Source organism: Delftia sp., assembly GCF_059499305.1.
In genome coordinates, this window is sequence record NZ_JCABYI010000009.1 from 210,055 (window position 1) to 228,525 (window position 18,471).

Annotated in this window: 22 protein-coding genes; 17 read left to right on the plus strand and 5 right to left on the minus strand. The window is 69.2% G+C overall.

The window, feature by feature from the left end; translation table 11 throughout:
- Positions 1-340 precede the first annotated feature (340 nt).
- Complete coding sequence (locus AC5I49_RS07295) at positions 341-742, minus strand: cell division protein ZapA (RefSeq protein ID WP_016445211.1); 402 nt, start codon at positions 740-742, stop codon at positions 341-343.
- A gap of 32 nt (positions 743-774) precedes the next feature.
- A complete protein-coding gene (locus AC5I49_RS07300) occupies positions 775-984 on the minus strand; it encodes a hypothetical protein (protein ID WP_012204637.1) in 210 nt (69 codons plus the stop codon).
- 255 nt (positions 985-1,239) lie between these two features.
- Here AC5I49_RS07300 and AC5I49_RS07305 point away from each other — a divergent pair, with 255 nt between their 5' ends.
- The 17 genes from AC5I49_RS07305 (at position 1,240) to AC5I49_RS07385 (ending at position 15,426) form a co-directional block, all read left to right on the plus strand.
- A complete protein-coding gene (locus tag AC5I49_RS07305; protein ID WP_495789111.1) occupies positions 1,240-2,637 on the plus strand; it encodes a cobyrinic acid a,c-diamide synthase CobB in 1,398 nt (465 codons plus the stop codon).
- The gene (locus AC5I49_RS07310) at positions 2,637-3,230 is read left to right on the plus strand and encodes a bifunctional adenosylcobinamide kinase/adenosylcobinamide-phosphate guanylyltransferase (RefSeq protein WP_047217631.1); all 594 of its coding nucleotides are present in this window, start codon (positions 2,637-2,639) and stop codon (positions 3,228-3,230) included. Before AC5I49_RS07305 ends, AC5I49_RS07310 begins: the two co-directional genes overlap by 1 nt.
- Positions 3,227-4,105 (plus strand): ABC transporter substrate-binding protein, encoded by an 879-nt coding sequence (locus AC5I49_RS07315; protein ID WP_495789112.1) that lies wholly within the window; start codon positions 3,227-3,229, stop codon positions 4,103-4,105. Before AC5I49_RS07310 ends, AC5I49_RS07315 begins: the two co-directional genes overlap by 4 nt.
- A gap of 41 nt (positions 4,106-4,146) precedes the next feature.
- Positions 4,147-5,130 carry a FecCD family ABC transporter permease gene (locus AC5I49_RS07320; protein ID WP_063327961.1) on the plus strand — a complete coding sequence of 328 codons (984 nt, stop codon included), beginning with the start codon at positions 4,147-4,149 and terminating at the stop codon, positions 5,128-5,130.
- Positions 5,127-5,924 (plus strand): ABC transporter ATP-binding protein, encoded by a 798-nt coding sequence (locus AC5I49_RS07325; protein WP_043789652.1) that lies wholly within the window; start codon positions 5,127-5,129, stop codon positions 5,922-5,924. Before AC5I49_RS07320 ends, AC5I49_RS07325 begins: the two co-directional genes overlap by 4 nt.
- Positions 5,925-5,940: 16 nt before the next feature.
- Complete coding sequence (locus AC5I49_RS07330) at positions 5,941-6,741, plus strand: aminoglycoside phosphotransferase family protein (protein ID WP_495789113.1); 801 nt, start codon at positions 5,941-5,943, stop codon at positions 6,739-6,741.
- Between the two features lie 82 nt (positions 6,742-6,823).
- Positions 6,824-7,615, plus strand: coding sequence for a phytanoyl-CoA dioxygenase family protein (locus AC5I49_RS07335; RefSeq protein ID WP_495789114.1), 792 nt, complete (start codon positions 6,824-6,826; stop codon positions 7,613-7,615).
- A 225-nt stretch (positions 7,616-7,840) separates the two neighbouring features.
- The gene (locus tag AC5I49_RS07340) at positions 7,841-8,086 is read left to right on the plus strand and encodes a DUF6364 family protein (protein WP_495789115.1); all 246 of its coding nucleotides are present in this window, start codon (positions 7,841-7,843) and stop codon (positions 8,084-8,086) included.
- On the plus strand, positions 8,083-8,520 hold the full coding sequence (locus AC5I49_RS07345; protein WP_016453067.1) for a TA system VapC family ribonuclease toxin: 438 nt from the start codon (positions 8,083-8,085) through the stop codon (positions 8,518-8,520). Before AC5I49_RS07340 ends, AC5I49_RS07345 begins: the two co-directional genes overlap by 4 nt.
- A 29-nt stretch (positions 8,521-8,549) precedes the next feature.
- Positions 8,550-9,206, plus strand: a complete 657-nt coding sequence (locus AC5I49_RS07350) for an aspartate/glutamate racemase family protein (protein ID WP_047327134.1) — start codon at positions 8,550-8,552, stop codon at positions 9,204-9,206.
- Positions 9,207-9,268: 62 nt separating this feature from the next.
- The gene (gene cobO / locus AC5I49_RS07355) at positions 9,269-9,838 is read left to right on the plus strand and encodes a cob(I)yrinic acid a,c-diamide adenosyltransferase (RefSeq protein WP_013803210.1); all 570 of its coding nucleotides are present in this window, start codon (positions 9,269-9,271) and stop codon (positions 9,836-9,838) included.
- A 39-nt stretch (positions 9,839-9,877) separates the two neighbouring features.
- The gene (bluB, locus tag AC5I49_RS07360; protein ID WP_252652938.1) at positions 9,878-10,585 is read left to right on the plus strand and encodes a 5,6-dimethylbenzimidazole synthase; all 708 of its coding nucleotides are present in this window, start codon (positions 9,878-9,880) and stop codon (positions 10,583-10,585) included.
- Positions 10,582-11,664: an adenosylcobinamide-phosphate synthase CbiB gene (cbiB, locus tag AC5I49_RS07365; RefSeq protein WP_495789116.1), complete on the plus strand. Its 1,083-nt coding sequence runs from the start codon at positions 10,582-10,584 to the stop codon at positions 11,662-11,664. The genes bluB and cbiB overlap by 4 nt, the downstream gene beginning before the upstream one ends.
- On the plus strand, positions 11,661-12,704 hold the full coding sequence (locus AC5I49_RS07370) for an aminotransferase class I/II-fold pyridoxal phosphate-dependent enzyme (RefSeq protein WP_495789117.1): 1,044 nt from the start codon (positions 11,661-11,663) through the stop codon (positions 12,702-12,704). Before cbiB ends, AC5I49_RS07370 begins: the two co-directional genes overlap by 4 nt.
- A complete protein-coding gene (locus tag AC5I49_RS07375; RefSeq protein WP_495789118.1) occupies positions 12,691-14,196 on the plus strand; it encodes a cobyric acid synthase in 1,506 nt (501 codons plus the stop codon). The genes AC5I49_RS07370 and AC5I49_RS07375 overlap by 14 nt, the downstream gene beginning before the upstream one ends.
- Positions 14,197-14,338: 142 nt before the next feature.
- Positions 14,339-14,770 (plus strand): hypothetical protein, encoded by a 432-nt coding sequence (locus tag AC5I49_RS07380; RefSeq protein WP_016445226.1) that lies wholly within the window; start codon positions 14,339-14,341, stop codon positions 14,768-14,770.
- 284 nt (positions 14,771-15,054) lie between these two features.
- Positions 15,055-15,426: a hypothetical protein gene (locus tag AC5I49_RS07385; RefSeq protein ID WP_016445227.1), complete on the plus strand. Its 372-nt coding sequence runs from the start codon at positions 15,055-15,057 to the stop codon at positions 15,424-15,426.
- Positions 15,427-15,511: 85 nt separating this feature from the next.
- Here AC5I49_RS07385 and otnI read toward each other — a convergent pair whose 3' ends face one another.
- From otnI to ltnD, 3 genes are all read right to left on the minus strand, one after another.
- Positions 15,512-16,309, minus strand: coding sequence for a 2-oxo-tetronate isomerase (gene otnI / locus AC5I49_RS07390; protein WP_046241994.1), 798 nt, complete (start codon positions 16,307-16,309; stop codon positions 15,512-15,514).
- A 35-nt stretch (positions 16,310-16,344) separates the two neighbouring features.
- The gene (otnK, locus tag AC5I49_RS07395) at positions 16,345-17,628 is read right to left on the minus strand and encodes a 3-oxo-tetronate kinase (protein ID WP_495789119.1); all 1,284 of its coding nucleotides are present in this window, start codon (positions 17,626-17,628) and stop codon (positions 16,345-16,347) included.
- Positions 17,625-18,471 (minus strand): L-threonate dehydrogenase (ltnD, locus tag AC5I49_RS07400; RefSeq protein WP_495789120.1); only part of this gene is annotated, 847 nt, incomplete at its 5' end. The genes ltnD and otnK, both read right to left, overlap by 4 nt.

Genomic DNA, 18,471 nt, shown 5'->3' on the forward strand with positions numbered 1-18,471 from the left:
GTGGAGGTGCGCCGGGTTGGAATCAGGTGTCTGCAAAGACCACCGGGCCGTCATCCTGAACCGGGGTTCAGGGGGGCAAGGGCAGCCAGACGTTGGGTTCATCTGACGCGAGACGATCACGCTCGAATGGCAATGTACCAAGCCCGGGCTCATAGAGCATTGGTCCAAGGAACTATAAAGCCCGGCGGGTTTGCAGACGCCTCCATTCTAAGGCCGTTGATCAGGCCCGCGATCAAGTTCTTTGAACGGCATGGGCTTTTCATTGACATGGGCGATGCAATGAAAACAGCCTCCGAAGAGGCTGTCGTGCGGGGCAAGGAAAGGCAGCGGCGGCCCAGGCTCAGATCAGCCGCGCATCGCCCTCCAGGGCCTGGTCCAGGCGCAGCACCAGTTGCTCGGCAAGGGCCTGCTGGCGCGCACGCTCGGCCAGTTCCTCGGGGCTGGGCTCGGGCGGCTGGGATGGGGCGTTGTGCTGGGAAGCGGCCTCGTCATGCAGGGACTGCATCTCGGCCTGGGCCGTGGCCATGGCGCTTTCCTGGGCTTCGCGGTCCAGCACGTCGAAGGCCATGTTCAGCGCGGACAGCACGGCCACGCGCTCGCGGGAGCGGACCTTGCCGCTGTCGCGGATGCGGGTCATGGCCGTGTCCACACGGCGCACGGCTTCGAGCAGACGCTCTTCCTGGCCATCGGGGCAGGTCAGCACATAGCTTTGCTGCAGGATTTGCACTTCGATCTGCTTCATGGGCGTTCGGGGCGTCGGCGGTTGCGAAGGGGTCAGGCCCCCTGGTTGGAGGGCAGGCGCTCGATCAGGGCATCGACGCGGGCCCGGGCGGCGTTGAGCCGCGAGCGCAGCGAATCACGCTCCTGGGTCAGGGCCGCCACCTGCTCGGCGAGCAGCGCATTGGTGCGTTGCAGTTCCTCGTGGCGAACCAGCAGGCGCTCCACGCGCTCTGCAATGTGGTCGAGGGAAGTCTGGGAGGTCATAGACGCTGAGATTGTAGGACGTGCGAACGAAGTGAGCACATTCCGTGGAAGTATCCGAGGAAACCTGGTAACAGGCAGGCGTACACGGCTTGACGTCAGCGCCTTGCTCGGGTATTGGAGAGCGAGCGCCAGACTGTCTCACAAAATCGTAGCGCCATCTGTAGGACTCGTCTGCTTCGGCGGGATGTATTGCGTAAGCATTGGTTGCGGCCGCGGTGCGGGCGCGCACTACAATGCGCCGCGCGGAGCGAACACATGAACATTGACCTTGGCCAGGGCGGGGCACGCTGCCCGGCGCTGCTGATCACTTCCACGGCTTCGGGCCAGGGCAAGACCACGCTGACGGCTGCGCTGGCGCGGCTGCATGCGCGCCAGGGGCGCCGCGTGCGCGTGTTCAAGTGCGGCCCCGACTTCCTGGACCCGCACTGGCACGAGCTGGCCAGCGGCGCGCCCGTGCACAGCGTCGATCTGTGGATGACGGGCGAGGCCGACATGCGTGCGCGCCTGCACGCCGCCGCCTGCGAGGCCGACCTCATCCTGGTGGAAGGCGTCATGGGCCTGTTCGACGGCACGCCCTGCGCGGCCGATGTGGCCGAGCGGCTGGGCCTGGCGGTACTGGCCGTCATCGACGCCTCGGGCATGGCCGGCACCTTTGGCGCGCTGACCCATGGCCTGCAGCACTATCGGCCGGGCCTGCGCTGGGCCGGCCTGCTGGCCAACCGCGTGGGCAGCGCCCACCATGCCGATCTGCTGCGTGCCGGCCTGCGCGATCCCTCGCTGTGGCTGGGCGCGCTGGCGCGCGTGCAGGGCAAGGGCGCCGCCTCGCTGCTGCCCGAAAGACACCTGGGCCTGGTCGCCGCACATGAACTGGACGATGCGCTGGTGCGCCTGGACGTGGCCGCCGACGCGCTGCAGGCTACGCCGCTGGGCCAGTTGCCCTGGCAGGCCGGGCCGGGGCAGGGCGCCAGCTGGCAGGACTGGTCCGTGGATTTTGAGCTGCCTGCCGAACGCACCGAGCAGGTGCAGCCCTGGCTGGCGGGCCGCACCGTGGCCGTGGCGCGCGATGCGGCCTTCAGCTTCATCTATGCGGCCAACCTCGACTGCCTGCGTGCCATGGGCGCGCGGCTGGCGTTTTTCTCGCCGCTGGCCGGCGAGCGCCTGCCGGATTGCGATGCGCTGTGGCTGCCCGGCGGCTATCCCGAGCTGCACCTGGATGCTCTGGCCGCCAATGCCGCGCTGCGCGGCGACATCGCCGGCCACGTGGCTGCCGGCCGCCCGGTCTGGGCCGAGTGCGGAGGTATGCTGGCGCTGTGCGAGCGACTGACCGACACCGCGGGCCGGACCACGGACCTCTGGGGCCTGTTGCCCGGCCATGCCTGCATGCAGCCGCGCCTGGCCGGACTGGGCATGCTGCAGCTGCCCACGCCCTGGGGCCTGCTGCGCGGCCACACCTTTCACTACAGCCGGCTGGAGACTTCCATGACCGAGGCCGGGCGCAGCAGCCGTCCGGGACAGGACGCCCATCCCGACCGGGGCGAGGCGCTGTACCGCCACGGCAGCGTGCATGCCAGCTATTTCCATGCCTGGTTTGCCTCGCAGCCGCGTGCCGTGGCCGCGCTGCTGGGCGCCGACATTCATCCGGGGACCGCGTGATGACCGAGCCCATCTCCACCGTTTCGCTTCCCCGCAGCCAGCTCATTGTGGGTGGCCAGAAAAGCGGCAAGTCGCGCCGCGCCGAATTGCTGGCGCGCGCCTGGCTCGATGGCGCACCGGACCGCGAGGCCGCGCTGATCGCCACCGGCCAGCCCTGGGACGACGAAATGCGCGAGCGCATCGCCCGCCACCGGCGCGACCGCGCCGAGCGCGTGCCCGGCATGGCCACGCTTGAGGAGCCGCTGGACCTGGCCGCCATGCTTGCGCGGCACAGCACGCCGCAGCGCCTGCTGGTGGTGGACTGCCTGACGCTGTGGCTGACCAACTGGATGATGCCGGCCCAGCCTTCCGAGGAACTGGCGCGTGGATGGTCGGGCCAATGCGCGGCCTTTCTTGACGCCTTGCAGGGCGCGCCCGGCCCGGTGATCCTGGTCGGCAACGAGATCGGCCTGGGCGTGATCCCGCTGGGATCGCAGGTGAGGGCCTTCGTCGATGCGCTGGGTGTGCTCAACCAGCGTGCGGCGCAAAGCTGCGAAACCGTCACGCTGATGTGCGCCGGCCTGCCGCTGGCGCTCAAGGGCCCGCAGCCGTGAGGCCATGGCGTCCCGCCCTGTGGGGCCTGGCGTTGGCACTGGCGCTGTCTGCGGCGCAGGCTGCCATCCGGGTCACGGACGGGCGGGGCGTTCCGGTGGAGCTGCCACAGCCGCCGCAGCGCATCGTCAGCCTGCTGCCCTCGCTGACCGAGACCGTGTGCGAGCTGGGCGGCTGCCAGCGCCTGGTCGGCGTGGACCGCTATTCGAACTGGCCGGCCCATGTGAAGACCCTGCCCGTGATGGGCGGCGGAATCGATCCCAACATCGAGGCCATCGTCGCGCTCAAGCCCGATCTGGTGCTGGTGTCCATGGCCTCGCGCTCGGTGGCGCGGCTGCAGGCATTGGGCCTCAAGGTCGTGGCGCTGGAGCCGCGCACCCATGCCGATGCGCAGGCCGTGCTGCGCACCGTGGGCCAGTTGCTGGACCTGCCGCCCGAGCAGGGTGCCGACCGGGTCTGGGCCGCCATCGAGGCGCGCATGCAGGAGGTGGAGCGCAGCATGGCCCCCGCGCTGCGCGGGCAGACCGTGTACTTCGAGGTCAACCGCGGCCCCTTTGCCGCAGGCGAGTCTTCGTTCATCGGCGAGACCCTGGCGCGCCTGGGCATGCGCAACATCGTGGGTGCGCAGCTGGGGCCGTTCCCGCGCATCAACCCTGAATTCGTGGTGCGCGCCGATCCGGACTTCATCCTGGGCGGCGACCGCAGCCTGGGCACATCGGGCGAGCCCTATCCGGGCTGGGGCCGCCTGCGTGCCATGCAGGCCGGGCGCGTCTGCCGCTTTGTGCCGGCCGAGCTGGACGTGCTGGTGCGCGCCGGCCCGCGCATGGCCGAGGGCGCTGCGCTGATGGCGCGCTGCCTGAACGGGGCCGCACGGTGAGGCCGGCCCGCAGGCACCACAGCGGCTTGGCGGCGCCGTGGATGGCACTGGCCCTGCTGGTCGTGAGTGCCCTGCTCATGCTGCTGGGCGCGGGCGTGGGCAGCACGGGCTGGGAAAGCGTGTGGGCGGCGCGCAGCGATCCGCTGTCCTGGCAGATCGTCACCGAGATCCGGCTGCCCCGCACGGCGGGCGCCTGGCTGGCCGGCGGCCTGCTGGGGCTGGCCGGGGCCATCGCCCAGGGCGTGTTCCGCAATCCGCTGGCCGATCCCTATCTGCTGGGCAGCGCCTCGGGCGCCTCTCTGGGCGTTGCATTGAGCATGGCGGCGCTGGGCGCCTCGCCCTTCGCACTGGCGGGCCTGGCGCGCCTGGGTGTCACGGGTGCGGCCTTTGCGGGCGCGGCCCTGGCCGTGCTGCTGACCCTGGTGCTGGCCCAGGGCGTGCACAACACCATGCGCCTGCTGCTGGCCGGCGTGGTGGTGGGGGTGGTTCTGGGCGCGGCCGCATCGCTGGTGCTGCTGATGAACCCGGACATCATGCAGGCCATGCAGGCCTTCATGCTGGGCAGCACCTCCTTCATCGGCTGGGGCGCCTGCGCGCTGATGCTGGCCGTGCTGCTGGCCACCGCCCTGGGTGCCTGGTGCCTGGGCCGCGTGCTCGACGGCCTGTCCCTGGGCGAGGCCACGGCCCACAGCCTGGGCCTGCCGCTGGCGCCGCTGCGCATGGTGCTCATCTTGCTGCTGGCGCTGGCCACGGGCACGGCCGTGGCGCAGACCGGGCTCATCGCCTTCGTCGGCCTGGCCGCGCCGCATCTGGTGCGCTCCATGGTGCGGTCCATGCACCGCTGGCTGCTGGTACTCAGCGCCGGCATGGGCGCCGTGCTGCTGCTGGCCGCCGACCTGCTGGCGCGCTGGCTCATCGCCCCGCAGGAGCTGCCCGTGGGCGCGCTCACGGCCTTGCTGGGAGGCAGCTACCTGCTGTGGCTCATGCACCGCCGCCACGCCCTGCGCGGCGGGGAGGGCGCATGACGGCCCCCGCCCTGCAAGCGCGCGCCCTGAAGGTTCGCCTGGGCGATCGACAGGTCTTGGGCGGCCTGAGCCTGGCCCTGCCCGCCGGCCGCTGGACCGCCATCGTCGGCCCCAATGGCGCAGGCAAATCCACGCTGCTGCGCGCCCTTGCAGGCATGGAATCCGGCGCTGGCGTGCAAGGCGAGGTGGAGCTCCTGGGCCGCCCGCTGCGGCAATGGAGTGCGCGCGAACGGGCCTGCTCGCTGGCCTGGCTGGGGCAGAACCAGCCCGTGGCCGGCGACATGCGGGTCCAGGACGTGGTCATGCTGGGCCGCCTGCCGCACCAGGGCTGGCTGGCGGCGCCCAGCCAGGCAGACCATGCCGCTGTGGAGCAGGCGCTGCGCCAGACCCAGGGCTGGGACTGGCGCATGCGCAGCGTGGGCAGTCTCTCGGGCGGGGAGCGCCAGCGCGTGCTGCTGGCGCGCGCCCTGGCCGTGCAGGCCCGTGTGCTGCTGATGGACGAACCCCTGGCCAACCTCGACCCGCCGCACCAGGCCGACTGGCTCGAATGCGTGCAGGCCCTGGTCGCCCAGGGCCGCACCGTGGTCAGCGTGCTGCATGAGATATCGATGGCCTTGCAGGCCCAGGACCTGGTCATTCTCGACAAGGGGCAAGTGGTGCACCAGGGGGCCTGCGCCGACGCGGCCACGCATGCGGCGCTGGAGGCCGTGTTCGAGCACCGGCTGCGCATCCGCGCCATCGACGGGCAGTGGCTGGCCCTGCCACGGCTGCGGGGGCAAGCTGCGGCTCCCTGATCGCCTGTCGGAAAAAATGTCTCTCCATGCGCCGTATCTGAGTCGCTGGGCTCTGACCATCGATGGCCAGCCCCTGTCCACGCCGCGCGGTGTGTTGCTGCCCGTGCGCCAGGGCGGCACGCCCGCCATGCTCAAGATTGCGCTGGAGCCCGAAGAAGTGGCCGGTGCCCGCCTGATGGCCTGGTGGAATGGCGACGGCGCCGCGCCTGTGCTGGCCCAGGAAGGGCCGGCCTTGCTGATGCTGCGCGCCACAGGACCCGAATCGCTGGTGGAGATGGCCCGTGGCGCGCGCGATGAGCAGGCCACGCGCATCCTGTGCACCGCTGCCAAGCGCCTGCACCTGCCGCGCGCCAAGGCGTTGCCACCCCTGGTGCCGCTGACGCAGTGGTTCCATGCATTGCTTGCACAAGGCCATGGAACCGCCAGCCTGCTCGGCCTGTGCGCCACCACGGCACGCGAGCTGCTGGCCGCACCGCGCGACGTGACCGTGCTGCATGGTGACCTTCACCACGGCAATGTGCTGGACTTCGGCCCCCTGGGCTGGCTGGCCATCGACCCCAAGGGCCTGCACGGCGAGCGCGGCTTTGACTACGCCAACATCCTGAGCAATCCCGACCGCGCCAGCGCGCTGGCGCCGGGGCGGTTTGCGCGCCGCATGGCCACCATTGCCGAAGTCTCGGGCATAGAGCAAAGGCGCCTGTTGCAATGGGTGCTGGCCTGGTCGGGGCTGTCTGCCGTCTGGAGCATGGAAGACGGTGATGATCCTGGCGCTGCAATGGCTGTGGCGCAAATGGCGGCTTCGGCCTTGGCATGCTGATTTTCAGACTGCGATACATCTCTTTTTCTGTCGCAACAGGGTGAAATAGCGCTTCACAAAAAAAGGGTGGAGGAATTTTTCGATGCTTGCCGATGCACTGGAGATGTTTGAGCAGCAGGGATTTGTCATCTGGCCAAGACCCATGGAGAAGGGCCTTCTCGACAGCTTGGTGGCATCTGTTGAAGCCATCCAGCGCCATGCGCAGGCCAGAACACTGGATCCGGCGTTGGACGAGCTGTTGGTATACGAGAAAGATCTGTCGGCCAGCAAGCGCGCCGGCTTGGATGGTGCCCTTACCGGAAACTCGATCTTCATTGTTGGAGATCCCGCCCGCTTTGATGAAGTCTTTGCAGAGACACTTCACGATGCCGCGCTTGTCTCGGCGGCAACGACGCTTCTTGGCGTGGACGAGGCAGTGGTCCATTTCATGAACGTGACCATCAAGAATCCCGGATTCGGACGGTCGATCTCCTGGCACCGCGATTATCCCAATGGGTATTTCTGCACCAGGGATTCCAGCTTTGTCCGTCTGATGATCTGCCTGGATGGCATGTCGGTGGAGAGCGGTGCCACCTGCTTCGATGCGGGCACTCATCGCATCTCCGACCAGGAGGCGCAGCAGCAGAAGGTGAGTGGCACCTGGCCCACTCCCGATCCGGCCGACACCGTCACCGTGCAGTGTGACCCAGGCCAGATCGTGGCGATCCACCCGAAGGTGCTTCATGGCGGAGGCATGAATACCGGCTCTGGAATGCGGCGCAACGTCATCCTGCAGATTGGCACTCTGGGTGCAGAGCCCATGACACACGCCGAAGAATCTCTGACCGGCATCGTCATCGGCGCGAAAGGCTGCAGGGAACACCTGAATCGCTGAAGGCGTATCGGGGACGAGGCCAAGGCCATCGTGGACCGCGTGGTGAGGGGCATGATGCCTTCGCCCATCCTTCGCTCATCCCTCGTCCAAGGGCATCTGAAGGGCGCAGGCCGGCCTGGTTGTCCTGCCAGCGGAATTTTTCTAACATACAGAAATCTGTACGAAAGATCTTTGCAAAGGATCTGTGCGAGAAATCTGTACGAAATTCCTGCTCTGGGGGCCGTCATGAAGACCACGCTTGACCTCAACGATGCATTGCTGACCGAAGCAAAGACCTATGCGGCACAGCAGCACACCAGCCTGACGCGCCTGATCGAGGAGGGCCTGCAATTGCGCTTGCGCAAGGCCCAGGCGCCTGCCCGGCGCGTGCGCCTTCCCGTCTACCACGGCAAGGGCGGACTGGCACCGGGGCTGGACGCACTGAGCAACCGCGCGCTGCTGGATGCCGCCGGTCAGCAGTATCAACCATGACGCCCGATGTCAACCTGCTGGTTGCGGCATCGCGCAGCGACCACCCCCATCATTCGGTGGCCCGCGACTGGCTGGAGCAGGCCATGGCCGATGCCAGCCAGGGCGTGCTGCTGAAATTGCAGCCCATGGTGGTGGCGAACTTTCTGCGCCTGGTCACGCATCCGAAGATCTTCGTCAACCCGACTCCTATGGTCGAGGCTTTGCGCTTCGTTGACGCATTGCTGGCATCGCCCGGCGTCGAGCAGGCCGTGCTGGGTGCCGAATGGCCGGCGTTAAGGCAACTGTGCGCCGACAAGGCGCTTTCCGCCAATGACGTACCGGACGCTTGGCTGGCCGCTGCCGCCATCCACCAGGGCGAGCATGTGGTCAGCTTCGATGCCGATTTCAAGCGCCTGCTGCCGCGCTCCCAGTTCACCCGGCTGGCGCCCCAATAATTCCGTTTCATTTCAGACTCCCCCAACCCATGACCCGCATCGCCCTCATCCACGCCCTCAGCCATTCCGTCGCTCCCATCAACGAAGCCTTTGCGCGCGACTGGCCAGAGGCGGTACGCATGAACCTGCTGGACGACAGCCTCTCGGCCGACCTGGCGCGCAACGGGCGCGGGCTGGACGCCGCCATGCACGAGCGCTTCCAGCGCCTGGCGCAGTACGCCGTGGACACGGGCGCGCAGGGGATCTTGTTCACCTGCTCGGCCTTCGGCCCCTGCATCGAGGCCGTGGCCGCGCGCCATGCGCCGCTGCCCGTGCTCAAGCCCAACGAGGCCATGATCGAGGAGGCCGTGCAGGGCCAGCAGGGGGCCTTGGGTTTGATCTCCAGCTTCGCGCCCACGCTGCAGTCCATGCCGCCGGAGTTCCCGGCCAGCATCGAATTGGTGCCTGCCCTGGCCGATGGCGCCATGGACGCGCTCAACCGCGGCGACACCGCCACGCATGACCGCCTGGTGGTCGAGCAGGCCAGGGCCCTGGCTGCGCGTGGCTGCACGCGCATTGCACTGGCCCAGTTCAGCATGGCGCGTGCCCGCGCCGCCTGCGAGGCCGCCACGGGCCTGCCCGTGCTCACCACGGTGGACAGCGCCGTGCGTGCCCTGCAGCGCCGGCTGGGCGTGCGCCTCGGTTAAAGTGGCGCTCCGCTGCGGCGCACGCCCGCCGCAGCGTGTGCAACTTTTGAGGACACAGACCCATGCAGATCGAACAGGCCCCGACGGAAAAGCCCTATGAAAAGCCCGAAGGCGAACGCCGTGGCCTGGTGCTGGTGAACACCGGCGACGGCAAGGGCAAGAGCACGGCGGCCTTCGGCCTGGCCCTGCGCGCGCATGGCCGGGGCAAGTCCGTCAAGATCTTCCAGTTCATGAAGGTGCCCACGGCGCGCTTTGGCGAGCACCGCATGTTCGAGCAGCTGGGCATGCCCATCGAGGGACTGGGCGACGGCTTCAGCTGGAAGAGCCAGGACCACGAACGCTCTGCCCAGATCGCACGCGAAGGCTGGGAGCGCGCCCGCACGGCCATTCTCTCGGGCGATCACTTCCTGGTCGTGCTCGACGAAATCACCTATCCGCTGATCTACGGCTGGCTGCCGCTGGAGCCCGTGCTGCAGGCCCTGGCCGACCGCCCGCGCCATGTGCACGTCATGCTCACGGGCCGCCGCTGCCCCGAGGAAATCATTGCCGTGGCCGATACGGTCACGCGCATGGAACTGGTCAAGCACGCCTTCCAGGCCGGCATTCCCGCCCAGCGTGGTATTGAGGACTGATGCCGCCTGCAGGCCCGGCCTGCGGCGGACAATGGCGGCATGAGCAGCGAAACGCATTCCCGGGCGCCAGATACCATTCCCGCCCAACCCTTTGCCGAGGCCGAGCGGGCAGCCGTCTACCGCGCGATCCATGAGCGGCGCGACATGCGCCATTTCTGCGGAGGCGAGGTCGCGCCCGATGTTCTGCTGCGCCTGCTGCGCGCCGCCCACCATGCGCCCAGCGTCGGCTTCATGCAGCCCTGGCGCTTCATCCGCGTGCGCGATGCGCAGTTGCGCCAGGGCATACACGCCGTGGTCGAGCAGGAGCGCCTGCAGACCGCCCGCGCCCTGGGCGAGCGCGAGGAAGACTTCATGCAGCTCAAGGTCCAGGGCGTGCTGGATGCGGCCGAGGTGCTGGTCGTGGCCATGCCGCCCGGGCGCGATGCCCATGTCTTCGGTCGCCGCACCTTGCCCGAGATGGATGTGGCCTCGGCCGCCTGTGCCATCCAGAACCTGTGGCTGGCCGCGCGTGCCGAGGGGCTGGGGCTGGGCTGGGTCTCGCTGTTCGATCCCGAGGTGCTGGCCGCGCTGCTGCAAATGCCCGTGGGCAGTCGGCCGCTGGCCGTGCTGTGCCTGGGCCCCGTGTCCGCCTATTACGCCGAGCCCATGCTGCAGCAGCAGAAATGGGCCAGCCGTGCGCCGCTGCAGGACATGCTCTACGACGACCTGTGGGGCCAGCGCGCCGCCGGGGCGCCGCCGCAGGCATGAACGACAGCCATTTCTGGCAACTGTCGGGCGCCGCGTTCAGTCCGCTGTGGTGGAGCTGGCAGGCGCTGTCGCAGCCTGTGCCCGACCCCTGGGCCCGCCACGCCCTGGCCGCCGCGCTGGCTGTGCCCGTGGCCCTGCTGATCGACCGGCTCTGGGGCGAGCCGCCCGTGTGGATGCACCCCGTGGTCGCCATGGGCCGGCTGCTGGCTGCGGTTGGGCGAAGAATTGCCCCACGCGAAGAACATGTGCGCGACTGGCCACGCTTTGCGCTGGGCGCAGTCGCCTGGTGCCTGCTGGCGCTGCTGTTCTTCGCCATCTACGCGTTCATCCAGTGGCTGCTGCCGCCTATGCCCTGGTGGCTGGGGGCGCTGGTGCTGGGGGTGCTGCTCAAGCCCTTGCTGTCCTGGCGCATGCTGCGCGACGAGGTGCTGGCCGTGGAAGCCGCACTGCAGCAATCCCTGCCTGCAGGCCGCGAGCGCCTGACCTGGCTGGTCAGCCGGGACACGGCGCAGCTCGACGCAGGCCAGGTGCGCGAAAGCGCCATCGAAACCCTGGCCGAGAACCTCAGCGACTCCGTGCTGGCGCCGCTGTTCTGGTTTGCCGTGGCCGGCCTGCCGGGCGCGGCCCTCTACCGTTTTGCCAACACGGCCGATGCCATGTGGGGCTATCCGGGCTGGCGCGGGCATGGCGATGACCGGCGCCACTGGCAATGGGCCGGCAAATGGACGGCGCGTGCCGATGACCTGCTCAACTGGATACCGGCGCGCCTGACCGCCTTGCTGCTGACCTTGTCCGGCCTGGCCGCTGGCCGACGTCCGGGCTGGGGTGCGCTGCGCCAGGACGCGCGCATCACCCCGTCGCCCAACGGCGGCTGGCCCATGGGCGCCATGGCAAGGCTGCTGGGTGTGCGCCTGGGCAAGCCCGGCGTCTACGTGCTCAACCCCGCAGGCTGCGTGCCGCAGGCGGCCGAGCTGCAGCAGGCCGTGGCGCATGCGGGCCGCGTGGTCGCCATGCTGGTGGCTGCAGGGCTGGCCGCCGCCCTGGTCCTTGGATGGGCGATGGCAGGAAAGACACCATGAAACCGATCCCAGTCACCCACGGCGGCACGGATGCGCTGGGCGTGCCCGCGCACGATTTCTCCACCAACCGCAATGCCTGCGGGCCCAGTCCGCAAGCGCTGGATGCGCTGTCCCAGGCCCACGCGGCCCAGTACCCCGACCCGCAGTACACGGCGCTGCGTGCGCGCCTGGCGGACTTTCATGGCGTTACGGCCGGGCGCATCGTCATCGCGGCCAGCGCCAGCGACTTCATCCACCGCATCACCATGCATGCAGCGCGCGAAGGCGCGGCCGTCGCCAGCCTGCCGGCACACCATTACGGCGACTACGCCCACGCGGCCCAGGTCTGGCGCCTGCGCCAGGCCGTGCGCGACGGTATCACCGAGGCCGGCCCCGGCCTGCACTGGGCCTGCGCGCCATCGAGCCCGCTGGGCCAGCCCGAAGATGTCTGGCCCCTGTGGAGCGAGCCCGCACCGCCCGGCACCTGGCGCGTGATCGACTGCGCCTATGCGCCCCTCAGAATGGAGCCGGGCATGGAACCCGCCGTGCCCTTCCCGGTGCGCGATGCCTGGCAGATGTGGACTCCCAACAAGGCCCTTGGCATGACCGGCGTGCGCGCGGCCTACGCCATTGCGCCCGAAGCCGTGCCGCACGACGAGATTGATGCCTTGCGTGCCCTGTCACCCTCCTGGCCCGTGGGCGCCCATGGCGAGGCCATGCTCACGGCCTGGACCGCACCGGCCACCCGGCAATGGCTGGCGCAAAGCCTGCAACGGCTACGCGATTGGAAGGCGCAACAGATCGATCTGGTGCAGCGCCTGGGCTGGCAGGTGCTGCCCGGCTCGCAGGCCAATTACTTTGTGGCGCGCTGGCCGCAGGCACGGCAGGGCGACGCCATGCAGACGCGTCTGGCCCAACTGCGCGTGCAGGGCATCAAGCTGCGCGACTGCGACAGCTTCGGCCTGCCCGGCTGCGTGCGCATGGGCGTGCTGGCGCCTGCATCCCAGAACGCCTTGCTGGCTGCCTGGCAGCCAATGGAGAAACACCATGCAATCGAGTGAACCCGCCGCCGTGAACCTGCCCTTGCCCGAGCCCGGCCAGCGCCCCGCGCTGTGCGTGATGGTGCTGGGCACCAGCAGCGGTGCCGGCAAGAGCTGGGTGGCCACCGCGCTGTGCGCCTGGTACCGCGCCCAGGGCTACAAGGTGGCGCCCTTCAAGGCGCAGAACATGAGCAACAACGCGCGCGTGGTCTGCGCGCCGGGCGGTGCCTGGGGCGAGATCGGCACGGCACAGTACCTGCAGGCCCTGGCCGCAGGCTGCGCGCCCGATGTGCGCATGAACCCGCTGCTGCTCAAGCCCGAGGCCGACATGCGCAGCCAGGTCGTGCTGCTGGGCCGGGTCAGCGAGGAACTCTCGGCCTTGCCCTGGCGCGGCCGCAGCGCCCGCGTGTGGCCGCAGATCGCCGAGGCGCTGGACAGCCTGCGTGCCGACAACGACGTGGTCGTCATCGAGGGCGCAGGCTCGCCGGCCGAGATCAACCTGCATGCCAGCGACGTCGTCAACATGCGCGTGGCGCGCCACTGCGGCGCGCATTGCCTGCTGGTATCCGACATCGACCGCGGCGGCGCCTTCGCCCACCTCTACGGCACCTGGGCCCTGCTGCCTCCGGAAGAACAGGCGCTGATCCGCGGCTTCGTGCTCAACAAATTCCGGGGCGACGCCAGCCTGCTGGCGCCCGCCCCGCAGATGCTGCAGGAGCGCACCGGCGTGCCCACCGTGGCCACCATCCCCATGCAGTTCCAGCATGGCCTGCCGGAGGAGGATGGCGTCTTTGACGACCGTGGCTCTGGAGGAGGCGTGGGGCGCGCCGTGCACACCACCATCGCCATCGTCGCCTACCCGCGCATCAGCAACCTCGACGAATTCCAGCCCCTGCTGCAGGTGTCGGGCCTGCGCGTGGTCTGGGCGCGCACGCCGGCCCAGCTGGCTGGCGCGGACTGGATCATCCTGCCGGGCTCCAAGGCCACGGCTGCCGATCTGGCCTGGATGCGGTCCCAGGGCCTGGATGCTGCCGTCGCCGCCCATGCGGCGGCAGGCCGGCAGGTGCTGGGCATCTGCGGCGGCCTGCAAATGCTGGGCGAGGCGCTGATCGACCTGCACGGCGTGGACGGCAACGCAGCCGGCCTGGGCCTGCTGCCGCTGACGACCCTGTTCGCGCCCGACAAGACCGTGCTGCCCGCCAGCGTGCAGCTGCCGCCGCTGCCAGGGGCTTTGGCGGCGCTGTCCGGCGTGCAGGCCCGGGTCTATGAAATCCACCATGGCCAGACCAGCGTGCGCCCCGACATGGTGGCTGCCGGCAGCGCCGTGGCCGAGCCTGTGCCGGGCCTGCTGTGGCACAGCCCTGACGGCCGCATCGCCGGCTGCTATTGGCACGGCCTGTTCGAGAACGCGGACGTGCTGCGCGCCCTGTGGGGTGCCGAGGTTCCCACGCTGGACAGCGTCTTCGCGCGCATGGCCGACGGCGTTCAGCGCTGGTTTGCCACCCAGGCTTGACCCAGGTCGGCGACCGCTTGCGCGTTGCGCGGCAACATGTAGGCCATGGACTGCATGCGCAGCCGTGCTGTACCGATAAATGGGGAGCTGGAAAACACGCATGCTTGGGCCTTGACTTTTTCACGAGGAATGGAGTGAAGCTATGAAGAATCCATGGATCCGTCCCCTGCAGCTGTGTATTGGCGCTGCCGTCCTGGGCATGGCCGGCCTGGCCACCGCCCAGCCCGGCCCCGGGCCTGATGGCACGCCGCCTCCGCCCCCCGCCGCGGAAAAGGCCAAGCCCCATCACCACCACAAGAAGCACGCCGAGCACAAGGGGCCCGCCAAGCGCGGCTATGACCGCCGCGACCCTGCCCAGCACGAGGCCGCCGCCGTCCAGGAGCAATCGCGCCGAGGCGGCGTCCAGTCGGGCGACAACTTCCAGCGCAATGCCGTGGCCCGCTGCGATGTCTTCAAGAACGAAGGCGACCGCCGCTCCTGCGTGGAGCGCGTCAAGGACGGCCAGGTCAGCGGCTCCGTCGAAGGCGGCGGCGTGCTGCGCGAGTACACGGAACAGGTTCCTGTAAGGCAATAACAGCGTCTGCTGTTATTCACCTGAGAAAACCCGCCGGGCCACGAAGCCGGCGGGTTTTTTTGTGGGCGAATGCAGGCTCCCGCGTCAGCAGCCTGTGGTGTGGTCCGTGCTGCAGGCAGCCGGTATCGAACCTCGACCGCAGAGACCTGGCCCGCCACCACGCCCCTGTCCACCGGATTTGACCTGGGTCATACAAACCCATTCCACCCGCCCCGGACCGGCGCGCACCGGCAAGGCATTTCTATGATGGCGCCGTACTTCCCATATGGAAAAGGATTCAACCCATGCAAGCCTTCCGGATCGTGGTCATTGGTGCGGGGCAGACCGGCACTCCCTTGCTGCAGCAATTGCTGGACGCGCCCTTCGTGCAGTTGCTCGGGGTGGCCGACCTGGACCTGGACCAGCCCGGCATCGCACTGGCGCGCGCGCGTGGCGTGCCGGTCACTACACGGTTCATGGATCTGGTGGATGCAGCGGTCGACATCATCATCGACGTGACCGGCTCCCCCCAGGTGCGCGAGTCGTTGCGCAGCAAGATGGTGGAGACCGGCAACACGCACACGCTGATCATGCATGAGGCGATTGCGCTGCTGATGATGTCGCTGTCGGCCGGCCGGCTGGTGACCAGCAAGCACAGCGATCTGGAGTATTCCTGAACGCAGGCGGCGGATAGGCAGGACAGCTATCCGCCCCGTCCTCCCGTGCCTGGCGGATGACGGGCTGCCGCAGCAGGCGCTACAGCTACAGCCACTCCTTCATCCACCCCAGCCCCTCGCTGGTAGCGTGCGCGGCCGCGCCGCGCGCGGGGCGATATTCGCAGCCTATCCAGCCGTCGTAGCCCAGCTGGTCCAGCAGGCGGAACAGGTAGGGGTAGTTGACCTCTCCCACGTCGGGTTCGTGGCGTTCGGGCACGCCTGCGATCTGCAGGTGGCCCACGCGGCCCGTGGGCAGGTACTGGCGGATCTTCATGGCGAGGTCTCCCTCGACGATCTGGCAGTGGTAGAGATCCATCTGGACCTGGACATTGGGCTCGGCAATGCCGGTCAGCAGGGCGTGGGCCTGGTCCTGGCGGCTCAGGAAGAAGCCGGGCATGTCGCGGCCGTTGATGGGCTCCAGCAGGATGGCGATGCCGTGGGGCGCGGCCAGCCGTGCGGCGTGGCGCACGTTGGCGATGTAGGTGGCGCGCAGGGCATCGTCGCTGGCGCCTTCGGGCTTGAGGCCGGCCATCACGTGGATGCGTGGGCAGCCCAGCGCGCGGGCATAGGCAATGGCGCGTTCCATGCCCTGGGCGAATTCCGCCTCGCGCCCGGGGATGCAGGCCAGGCCGCGCTCGCCCGCGTTCCAGTCGCCGGGCGGGGCGTTGAACAGTACCTGCCGCAGGCCGTGGTCCTGCAGGCGGCGGGCCAGTTGCTCGGGCGCGAAGTCGTAGGGGAACAGGTATTCGACGGCCTGGAAGCCGTCGCGCGCGGCGGCCTCGAAGCGGTCAAGAAAATCCAGGTCGTTGTAGAGCATGGACAGGTTGGCGGCGAAGCGGGGCATGAAGGCTTTCCTGAAAACGGATGCTGAGTGTGGCATCAGGCGCGCTGCAACGCGCCGAAGGCCTTGGTGAAGAAGTCCGTGGTGCCGAAGTTGCCGGACTTGAGCGTGAGGTGCAGCCCCTGCGGCGCCAGGGGCGAGGCGGCATGGCACCAGGGCACGCCAGGGTCGATCTGCGGCCCTATGCGCATCTGCTCGATGCCCAGCGCCTGCACGCAGGCGCCCGAGGTTTCGCCACCGGCCACGACGAGCTGGCGCACGCCCATCTCGACCAGCCCCCGGGCGATGGCGGCGATGGTCTGTTCGACCAGTGCGCCGGCCTGCTCCACGCCCAGGCGGCCCTGCACGGCCTTGACGGCCGCGGATTCGGCCGTGGAGTAGATCAGCACCGGGCCGCTGGCGATGTGCTGGCGGGCCCAGGCCAGGGCCTTGCCGGCTTCGTCCTCGCCGGCGGCGATGCGCAGCGGCTCCAGCGCCAAGGCAGGGCGCCCCGAGGCGATGAAGTGCGCCACCTGCGCATTGGTGGCCACCGAGCAACTGCCCGAGACGACCGCCTGCAGGCCGGTGGCGGTGGGCAGGGCAGCGGCCTGGGCCGAGGGCTGTATGCCGAAGTTCGCGGGCAGGCCGATGGCCACGCCCGAGCCCGCCGTGACAAGCGGCATGCCGGCCAGCGCCGGGCCCAGGCGCAGCAGGTCGTCGTTGGAGACGGCGTCGACGATGGCCATGCCCGTGCTCTCTGCCTGGAGTGCGGCGATGCGCGCGCGGATGGCGGCTTCGCCCTGCGCGACGGCCACATGGTCGATCAGCCCCACCTTGCGCCGTGTCTGCGCCTGCAGCACGCGCACCAGGTTGGCATCGGTCATGGGCGTGAGCGGGTGGTTGCGCATGCCGCTTTCGCTGAGCAGCACATCGCCCACGAACAGGTGGCCCTTGAAGACGGTGCGCTGGTTGTCGGGAAAGGCAGGCGTGGCAATGGCGAATTCGCAGCCCAGCGCGTCCATCAGCGCATCGGCCACGGGGCCGATATTGCCCTGCGGCGTGCTGTCGAAGGTGGAGCAGTATTTGAAGTAGATCTGCGGAGCCCGGCCATCGGGGCCCTGGCCTCGCAGCCACTGCAGTGCCTGCAGCGACTGGGCGACGGCGTCGGCCGGCGCGATGGTGCGCGACTTGAGCGCGACCACGACGGCGTCCACGCCCTCGTCCACCGGGCCGGCGGGCACGCCAATGCTTTGCACCACGCGCATGCCTGCGCGCACCAGGTTGTTCGCCAGGTCGGTGGCGCCCGTGAAGTCGTCGGCTATGCAGCCCAGAAGAAGGGTCATGGGGATTCCGATGGAGCCGGAGGCAGGGTGATGCCCGGGAAGATCTTGATGACGGCGCTGTCGTCCTCGCGGCCATGGCCGGCGGTGGATGCCTGCATGAACATCTGGTGGGCCGTGGAGGCCAGGGGCAGCGGGAATTTGCTGTGGCGCGCGGTGTCCAGCACCAGGCCCAGGTCCTTGACGAAGATGTCCACGGCCGACAGCGGGGTGTAGTCGCCGGCCAGCACGTGGGCCATGCGGTTCTCGAACATCCAGCTGTTGCCGGCGCTGTGGGTGATGACCTCGTAGAGCGCGGCGGCATCGACGCCTTCGCGCAGGCCCAGGGCCATGGCCTCGGCCGCTGCGGCAATGTGCACGCCGGCCAGCAGCTGGTTGATGATCTTGACCTTGCTGCCCGCGCCCGCGCTGTCGCCCAGGCGGTAGACCTTGGCGGCCATGGCGTCGAGCACGCCTTCGCAGGCGGCATAGGCCTCGGGGCGGCCTGCCGTCATCATGGTCATCTGCCCGGACGCGGCCTTGGCCGCGCCGCCGGAGATGGGCGCGTCAATGTAGTGCACGCCCTGCGCCTGCAGCCTGGCCTCCAGCGCCACGGACCAGTTGGGGTCCACGGTGGAGCACATGACGAAGACGGAGCCGGGCTGCAGCGCGGGGGCGATGCCGCCTTCGCCGAACAGCACGGCCTCGGTCTGCCGGGCGTTGACGACCACGCTGACGATGATGCGGCAAGCGGCGGCCATGTCGGCCAGCGTGGCGCAGGCTGTGCCACCTTCGGCGGCAAAGGCGGCTGCGGCCTCGGGGCGGATGTCGTGGACATGCACGTGGTGCCCGGCGCGGCGCAGGCTT